Origin of the sequence: Pseudorhodoplanes sp. (genome assembly GCF_035565795.1) — a bacterium.
In the GTDB taxonomy this organism is placed as follows: domain Bacteria; phylum Pseudomonadota; class Alphaproteobacteria; order Rhizobiales; family Xanthobacteraceae; genus Pseudorhodoplanes.
The window spans coordinates 1-7,753 of record NZ_DATMRV010000082.1; the positions used below are offsets into that span (position 1 = coordinate 1).

Below are 7,753 nucleotides of genomic sequence, written 5' to 3' on the forward strand. Positions count from 1 at the left end.
GGGGGTTTTGTTTATTGGGTCTGCAATCTGCGAAAGCGCGCGGTCAGCCCTGCGAAGCGCGGTCGTCACAGCGCTGCATGAACTCCGCGATCTGCTCCATGATCACGGGCTCGGCGAGCAGGGGCGCGTGTCCTTGATCACTCACCTCGACAACCTGCAGATCTGCCCTTCGTCCCTGCATCGCGCGCAGCGTGTCCGCCGACAGGATGTCCGACAGCATGCCGCGCACCACCATCAGCGGAACCTGCGGCAGTGCCTCGAACTGCGGCCAGAGGTCCGGCATCGGTTGATCTGGCCTCAGATCCTTCAGCGTTTCCGCCAGTGCCTGGTCGTAACGTGGGAGGAGACCGTCGCGGTCCTCGCGCCAGTTCCGAGTAGCCCAGGCCAGCCAATCCGATTCGGTCAGATTGGGAAATTGCGTGCCGAACAGGTCCCGCAGCATTGCCGCACCGTGCTGGAGATCGTTAGGGCGCTGCATCCGGCCGGCATAGCCCTTGATGCGCATCAGGCCGGCGGGTTCGATCACCGGACCGATGTCGTTGAGAACCGCCCCCGCGATCATCGAGGGCTTAACGGCAGCCATCAGCATGGTGAGAATGCCGCCGCGCGACGTCCCGACAAAGATGGCGCGTCCCAGATCAAGCGCGGCGGCCACGGCCACGACGTCTGCGAGTTCGATCGCGGGATTGTAGTTGCGCCAGTCCGGATCGTAGGCCGAACGCCCACGGCCCCTGGAATCGAGCGCGTACACACGGCGGGGACGGTCGCTATCGGCCGAGAGATACCGCGCCAGCGGCTCGAAATCGGCTTCGTTGCGGGTCAGGCCGGGCAGGCAGAGCACCGGGAGGCGCAACGCACCTTCCGGCTCATAGCAGCGCACATGGAGCGAGAGACCGTCCGGAGCCGCGAAGAAGCGGCTTTGGACATCGACTGAACCGCGGCCTGGCATGCGGGCAGTGTACGATCCGTCCCGCGCGCGGCAAGCCGGTCTCAGTTCGCCGCCATCCCCCTCCGGAGGTCGGCCTCGATCATCAGCTTCGGTGACGCGCCGAATCGCACCCGGTAGACCTGCATGTTCTCCATCACGCGTTGCACGTAATTCCGCGTCTCCGAGAACGGAATGCGCTCGACCCAGTCGATCGGATCGATCTTGGGATCGCGTGGGTCGCCGAAGCGTTCGATCCATTCGCGGACACGGCCGGGACCTGCGTTATAGGCAACGAAGGTCAGGATGTAGGACCCGCGATAGTTCTCGATCGCATGTCCCAGCTCCGCAGCGCCGATCTGCACGTTGTAGACCGGGTCGTACAGCTTCTTCGGATCGAACGCGATGCCGTTGCGCTTGGCGACCAGCTTCGCAGTCCCCGGAAGCACCTGCATCAGTCCCTGCGCATTGGCGCCGGAGCGTGCACGCGGGTTGAAGCCGCTTTCCTGCCGCGCGATGGCGTACGCCACATGCGGCTCGACCGGCGGACCGATCGGGCTGAATTTCGGCAGTCCGGCGGTCGGATAGGCGTAATATTCGAACGGCAGGCCACGGTTCACCGCCGTGCGGCCGAGAAGCACGAGTGTGCGCGCATCAGCCTTCCGTTCTGCAAGCGCGCCGAGCGCAGCGAGGCCGGCCGGATCGACGGCGCGGTCAGCCATGTCGGCCGCCGCCGAAGCGACAAGGTCACGCTCGTCGATCGCGTAGAGCATTTCCATCGCCCGTACGATCTCGAGCCGATGCCCCTGCGGATGTCCCGCCGGCGGCGGCGGGAGGCGCAACTCAGAGCCGCCAAGCCGTGCATGCGCGATCTGTCCGTAATACGTGCTGGAGAAGCGCGCGGCGCGCTCGTAATGGGTGCGGGCCTCACTGGTCTGACCGAGCGCTTCGCAGGCGCGCGCATACCAATAGTGACCGCGAGACTGCGAGGCCGGATGTTCGGCGACCCTGATGGCCCCGGCAAACAACGGCTTTGCGGTCGCCGGATCGTGCAGGAAGCGGAGCGCAATCCAGCCCGCTGTAAACAAGTGTTCGACCCGCCCGCCTTCCTTTTCCGGCGTTGCCGCGTCACGTGCGATTCGGAATGCCGTGCGGGCCTCGCCGGCATCGAGCAGTTTGCGTGCAAGCAAACGACGTTCTTCCCACCATTCGTCGGGATCGTGGACCGCATGCGAAGCGCTGGACGCCGCCAGCATCACTTTCGCCGCTTCATCGATCTGGTCGGTTCGTCTCAAGTGGCGCGCGCGTGCGAGCAGATAGGCCGGGTCGCCACGCACATCCGGGGGCACAGCATCAAGAAGGGCCTTGGCCTTCGAGGACTTGTCATCGACCGCCGCATACGCCTTGACGATCGCGACCTGTGAGGGCCCCAGTCGCTGCGCTGCCCGCAGCGCCGCATCGGAATCCTCCGCATACAACCGGCGATCCATCCGTGCCTTGTGGTCGCCGCCGCTCAGAAGCGAGCCGAAGGCATCGAGCGTCTGTCGCTCGAGGTCGGCGCCCAACGCATCGGTTCGCCACGTCTCGCGGACGAGCTGCTGCGCCTGCGCGCGATCGCCCTGCGCCAGCAATGCGCGGGCATAGGCGAGCCGTCCCTTCGCCGTGAGCGGCTTGGTGGTCGCGAAATAGCGCCGGATCACTGCGTCATTCACGCCGTTCTGGAAGAGCGCGGCCTCGGCTTTGCGGCGGAACTGATTGATGTTCGGCCAGCCGGGATTTTCGGTGGCGAAGCCGGCATAGCGCTGGAAGTCGAAATCGTCGTTCTCGGCCCGCAGCACGAGCCAATCGATCAGTTTCGCAGCGACCGGATCCGTTACGGTGCCTGCAACGGCTGTGGCTTCGCTGTTTCGGCCACGCCGCGTCAGCTCAACCGCCTTCTTCACCGCGGCGAGGGTGTCGGCCGAAATGGGCGCAGACGGCACCAGCGTTGCCGGCACGTGAACCGACGGCGGGGTCAATGCCGCCTGCCGTTGCGGAACGATGGTCGAGGCCGTCGAGGAGTCCGGTGAGTTGAGGGTCGCTGGCAGGATCGGCGCGGTACCGATCGGGGTCGGGAAGGCGCCCGCGGCGGTCGCACTTTCGGCGGGGCGGCGCTTCGGCAGCGGAACCGGCGCCTTGGAAGCGGTCTTCCTGGCGTCCGTCCCTTTCTTGGCGTCAGCCTTCTTTGCAGCCGCCTTCTTCTCGGTGTCCTTTTTCGCGCTGGCTTTCTTGTCGCTGCCGGACTGACCTTTTGATGTCGCCGCCGTGTTGTCGGCCTTCGGCTTCGGCGCCGCCTGAACCACGGCGGCAGCAGCCAACAATGCTGCAAACCCGGCCATGGCGGCCGTGAACGAGCCTTTGCGTGTCAAATCGAAGCCCTCGATGTCCGAATCGGGTGGTTCTTCATTGCTATTGCATTGAAAATACTGAGGAACCGTTTACCTTCGGTCTTGCGTCACTGCCATCGGAAAGCGGCGAGACCGCGGCACGGCATCACGCCCGCCAATGGCGTTCTTCAAGAACATTCGCTTTCAAGCCGGCAGGTGACCCGCTATTGATCGGCCTGTCGCCGCTATCGGGCTTCCGCGGCGAGAGAATTCCATTATTTGCGCCCGAAGGTTAGTGGTCCGGGATCGAGACATGACAGCAAACGGAAAATTCCGGGGCTCCTTCACCGCGCTGGTGACGCCCTTCCGCGACGGGCAGCTCGACGAAAAGGCCTTTCGCGACCTTGTGGAGTGGCAGATCGCCGAGGGCACCGACGGGCTTGTCCCTTGCGGGACGACCGGAGAGAGCCCGACGCTGTCGCATCCGGAGCATCACAAGGTCGTGGAGTGGTGCATCGATCAGGCCAGGGGGCGCGTCCCGGTGATCGCGGGGGCCGGATCCAACGCGACCTCGGAAGCGGTCGCACTCGCCAAACACGCCGAGAAGGCCGGAGCCGACGCGGTGCTGGTGGTCACGCCCTATTACAACAAGCCGACCCAGGAAGGCATGGTTCACCACTTCAAGGCCGTGAACGATGCCATCGGGATTCCGATCATCATCTACAACATCCCGCCGCGTTCTGTGGTGGACATGTCGGTCGATACGATGAAGCGCCTGTTCGAGCTGAAGAACATCGCGGGCGTGAAGGATGCCACGGGCAATCTCGCGCGCGTGTCGTTGCAGCGCCAGGCGATGGGAGACGAATTCATCCAGCTGTCGGGCGAGGACATGACGGCGCTCGCGTTCAATGCCGCCGGCGGGCACGGCTGTATCTCGGTGGTGTCCAACGTTGCGCCGGCGCTTTGTAAGCAGCTGCAGGACACGACGCTCGGAGGCGACTACGAGGCGGGTCTGAAAGTGCAGGACCGTCTTGTGCCGTTGCATCACGCGATCTTCATGGAGCCCGGCCTTGCCGGCGCGAAGTGCGGTTTGTCGTTGCTTGGCCGCGGCAATGAAGAGGTGCGTCTGCCGCTGTTGCCCGTTACCGCGGGCACGAAAGCCGCGATCCGCAGCGCGATGGTCCATGCCGGATTGTTGAACTAGCCGGCGCAAGCATCCGAATGGCCGTGGCGAAAGAGCGCCCGCTCAAGGTGGTCGCTGACAACCGTAAGGCGCGTTTCAATTACGAGGTCGGCGAAACGTTCGAGGCCGGGGTTGCACTGACCGGCAGCGAGGTCAAATCGTTGCGCGCAGGCAAGGCGACGATTGCGGAATCGTATGCGGATTCGCGCGACGGCGAGATCTGGCTGATCAACGCCACCATTCCTGAATATCTGCAGGCCGGCCGGGACAATCACTCGCCCAAGCGGCCGCGAAAGCTGCTGCTGCACAAGCGCCAGATCAACAAGCTGATCGGCGCGGTGGAGCGTCAGGGCTTCACGGTGGTCCCGCTGAAGATCTATTTCAATGCGCAGGGACGCGCCAAAGTCGAGATCGCGCTCGCGCGCGGCAAGAAGCTGCACGACAAGCGCGACACCCTGAAAAAGCGAAGCTGGGACCGCGAGCGCGGCCGTCTGATGCGCGCCAAAGGCTGACCCGCGGCGCGCTTAACGCTGTCGCGGGTCGAGGACGACGCGTGTTACCGCTAACGGTCAGCGGCCGAACGATCAGGCCATTGCCTTCTTGTAGTTCTCCGAAGCCTTGTCCCAGTTCACGGTGTTCCACCAGGCCTTGAGATAGTCGCCGCGGCGGTTCTGGTACTTCAGATAATAGGCGTGCTCCCACACATCGACGCCGACGACGGGCTTCGCGGCCAGTTCCATGTGCGGCGTGTCCTGATAGGGCGTGTTGACCACGTCCAGCTTCTTGTCCTTGGTGACGACCAGCCACGCCCAGCCCGACCCGAAACGGCCGAGGCCGGCGGCATTCAGCTTGTCCATCATCTCGTTGCCGGACTTGAAGTCGCGCTCGATCGCGGCCTTGAGATCGCCTGCCGGCTCTTTCGCCCCGCCGGGAGTCATCAGCTCCCAGAAGAACGTGTGATTCCAGTGGCCGCCAAGATTGTTCCGGACCGGCGTGCGGACGTCGAGCGGCACCTTCGCCAGATCGCTCAGCAGCGTCTCCGGGGCCGAAACGACGCTCGCGTTGGCAAGTTCCGGATACTTACCGACGAGACCGTTGAGGGCGTTCACATAGGCGCCGTGATGACGCTGGTGGTGGATGGTCATGGTCTGCGCGTCGATATTCGGTTCAAGCGCCTCGTAGGCATAGCCAAGCGGCGGTAGCTTGTAGGGGCCGGACGGCTGGGCGGGCGCGGTCTGGGCCAGCGCCGGGCGGCCGATCAGCCCGCCGGTCGCGACGGCTCCCGCAGCGCCGGCAAGGAGCTTGAGGCTTTCTCGTCGATTCATCGTGCTCTCCCTTGGGCATGGCGCCGTTCCGTGCCGGACTGACATGCGATGCTGGACGGTGCGTTGGCGCGTCCGATCCATGATGACGGCCGCGAGCTTATAAGGTTTCGTCGGCGTTTCGGCGGAGGTCACAGGGAAGTGACGTCGAACGCGGCAGGAGCTACGCCGCAAAATAAGACTGCGCGGACTATCAGGGCGCTCGGACTATCAGGGACGCCCGCGAGGACTTCTTACCGGGCCGGAGAGCATGATGCGGGCGGCGGCTCATTTGCGGCAGTGGCCCTTTTCCCGCACGCTTGCCCAGCACCCGTTCGTCGCGATGCAGGCCCCAAAAAGCAGAACCCCCGGCCTTTCGGCCGGGGGTCCCTTTCAGATCAGGCAATGATCGTCAGATCACGGCCAGAAGCTGCGCTGCACGCGGACGGTAGCGGTCCAGAAGCTCTGGTCCTCGATGTTATAGGTGCCGGTGGCAACGTTTTGGACCGGGAATTGGAGAATTGCCGCACCGGCATAGGCTGTGTTGACCTTGGTGTAAGCCACTTCGAGGCCGACATCGAGGTTCGCCACCGGGTTCCACATGGTCCGGGACGCCAGGCGATACGACGACCAGTCCGGGTTACAGTTGGTGACATTTGTCAGCGTAGCTGCGCCGAACAATGCACCGCCGCAGGCACCAAAGGCAGCAGGTACCTGCTGGTGAGCAGCGGCCATGATTGCCTTGGCGGTGTCGCTGTACTCCACGCTCATGTAGCCGGCGACCCACGCGGTACGCAGGCTCGGCGTCCAGTAATGCTCGAACGCAATCGTGCCGCCCCAAGTCTTGGTTAGCTCAACACTCCCATCGTAGCCGGGGATGTGACCCGGCCTTGCGAACACGCCGTCCGTGAACTGACCGATCGCTATGCCCTGCTTGTGAATGAAGTTGTTGTTCTGCAGGGAGGCGACATAAGCACCGGCACCTTCAGAATACGCGATGACGCCCGACAGGGTGTCCTTGGCATCCCAAGGCATCTTCAGGGTCAGGCCGCCACCGACTGCCCAACCCCACTCATTGTCCGGATGGGGACAGCCTGTAAAGTTGGAGGGAGTGCAGCCACCTGGGATGCCTCGATTATAGCGGCCGCCTACCTCGTGCAAGGCACCCATGATCTGGGCCGAACCCCAAGCCTGGTCGACGCGCAGGTTAGCGACGATGTTCGGTACAAACGAACCAATCCTGTCGTCACCCGTTTGTGTCCCAAAACCTAAAGCCGCAGGAAGACCACCCCCGGGGGCTCCCAAAGGCGGAATCGCCGAGACCGACGTATTGAGGTCGATGACCGGCGCGCCCATCTGGATCCCATCTTCCAGCGAGATGCTGGCTGACAGGCCGTTGCCGAACTGCCAGGTGTAGGCGAATACGTTCAGACCGCCGGGGCCGGTCGAGCCGTCGAACCGGAGCGGCACGAGGCCGTAGGCGGCGCCGTTATAGAAAGCGAAGAACGTATCCGAGCGGCCGATCGTGAAGCCAGCGAACTGGATGAACGCACGCTCCATCGCCAGGGCAGGCGCCGTCGCATCAGCGCCGGTATTGCCGTTCAGCGTGTTGACGCCGAAGGCGAAGTACGAGCGCAGGGTGCCGTATTCGGTCTGGGTGCGCACGTCCGTGGTCAGACGGAAGCGGGCCTGCATCGCGAACGTGTTGGTGCCGCGATCGAACGAACCGGCTGTGGTGTGGTTGGGATAATTGCCGGTCGGGGCGTTGTGATACCCTTCCCAACGGACATAGCCGCCGATCTTGATGCAGGTATCGGTGCCTGGGATATAATAGTAGCCGACGCCGTACAGGCTACAGATCTTCACGTATTCAACCGCTTTGGCCTTTACGGGCAGATCAGCCGCCTGTGCTCCTGCTACCGCGATCAAACCGGCTGCGGAGCCGAGGAGAAGGCTTTTCACCATCTTCATGTTGAAC

General features: G+C 63.8%; 6 protein-coding genes. 2 read left to right on the plus strand and 4 right to left on the minus strand.

Annotation, left to right across the window (positions count from 1 at the left end; all coding sequences use genetic code 11):
• Window positions 1-43: 43 nt before the first annotated feature.
• Window positions 44-949, minus strand: coding sequence for an alpha/beta hydrolase (locus VNZ93_RS08215; protein ID WP_325702734.1), 906 nt, complete (start codon window positions 947-949; stop codon window positions 44-46).
• A 41-nt stretch (window positions 950-990) separates the two neighbouring features.
• Window positions 991-3,333 (minus strand): lytic transglycosylase domain-containing protein, encoded by a 2,343-nt coding sequence (locus tag VNZ93_RS08220; protein ID WP_325702737.1) that lies wholly within the window; start codon window positions 3,331-3,333, stop codon window positions 991-993.
• A gap of 271 nt (window positions 3,334-3,604) precedes the next feature.
• On the opposite strand from VNZ93_RS08220, the gene dapA reads away from it, so the two are divergent.
• Window positions 3,605-4,495 (plus strand): 4-hydroxy-tetrahydrodipicolinate synthase, encoded by an 891-nt coding sequence (dapA, locus tag VNZ93_RS08225; RefSeq protein ID WP_325702740.1) that lies wholly within the window; start codon window positions 3,605-3,607, stop codon window positions 4,493-4,495.
• Window positions 4,496-4,512: 17 nt separating this feature from the next.
• Complete coding sequence (smpB, locus tag VNZ93_RS08230; protein ID WP_325702743.1) at window positions 4,513-4,986, plus strand: SsrA-binding protein SmpB; 474 nt, start codon at window positions 4,513-4,515, stop codon at window positions 4,984-4,986.
• Window positions 4,987-5,058: 72 nt separating this feature from the next.
• Here smpB and VNZ93_RS08235 read toward each other — a convergent pair whose 3' ends face one another.
• Together VNZ93_RS08235 and VNZ93_RS08240 are read right to left on the minus strand one after the other, a co-directional pair.
• Window positions 5,059-5,799, minus strand: coding sequence for a superoxide dismutase (locus tag VNZ93_RS08235; protein WP_325702746.1), 741 nt, complete (start codon window positions 5,797-5,799; stop codon window positions 5,059-5,061).
• Window positions 5,800-6,192: 393 nt separating this feature from the next.
• Window positions 6,193-7,753: porin (locus VNZ93_RS08240; RefSeq protein ID WP_325702749.1), on the minus strand; the 1,561-nt coding region annotated here is incomplete at its 5' end.

Coding starts and splice junctions, on each gene's coding strand:
- VNZ93_RS08215 (WP_325702734.1), bottom strand. CDS start 949: ATGCCAGGCCGCGGTTCAGTCGATGTCCAAAGCCGCTTCTTCGCGGCT.
- dapA (WP_325702740.1), top strand. CDS start 3,605: ATGACAGCAAACGGAAAATTCCGGGGCTCCTTCACCGCGCTGGTGACG.
- smpB (WP_325702743.1), top strand. CDS start 4,513: ATGGCCGTGGCGAAAGAGCGCCCGCTCAAGGTGGTCGCTGACAACCGT.
- VNZ93_RS08235 (WP_325702746.1), bottom strand. CDS start 5,799: ATGAATCGACGAGAAAGCCTCAAGCTCCTTGCCGGCGCTGCGGGAGCC.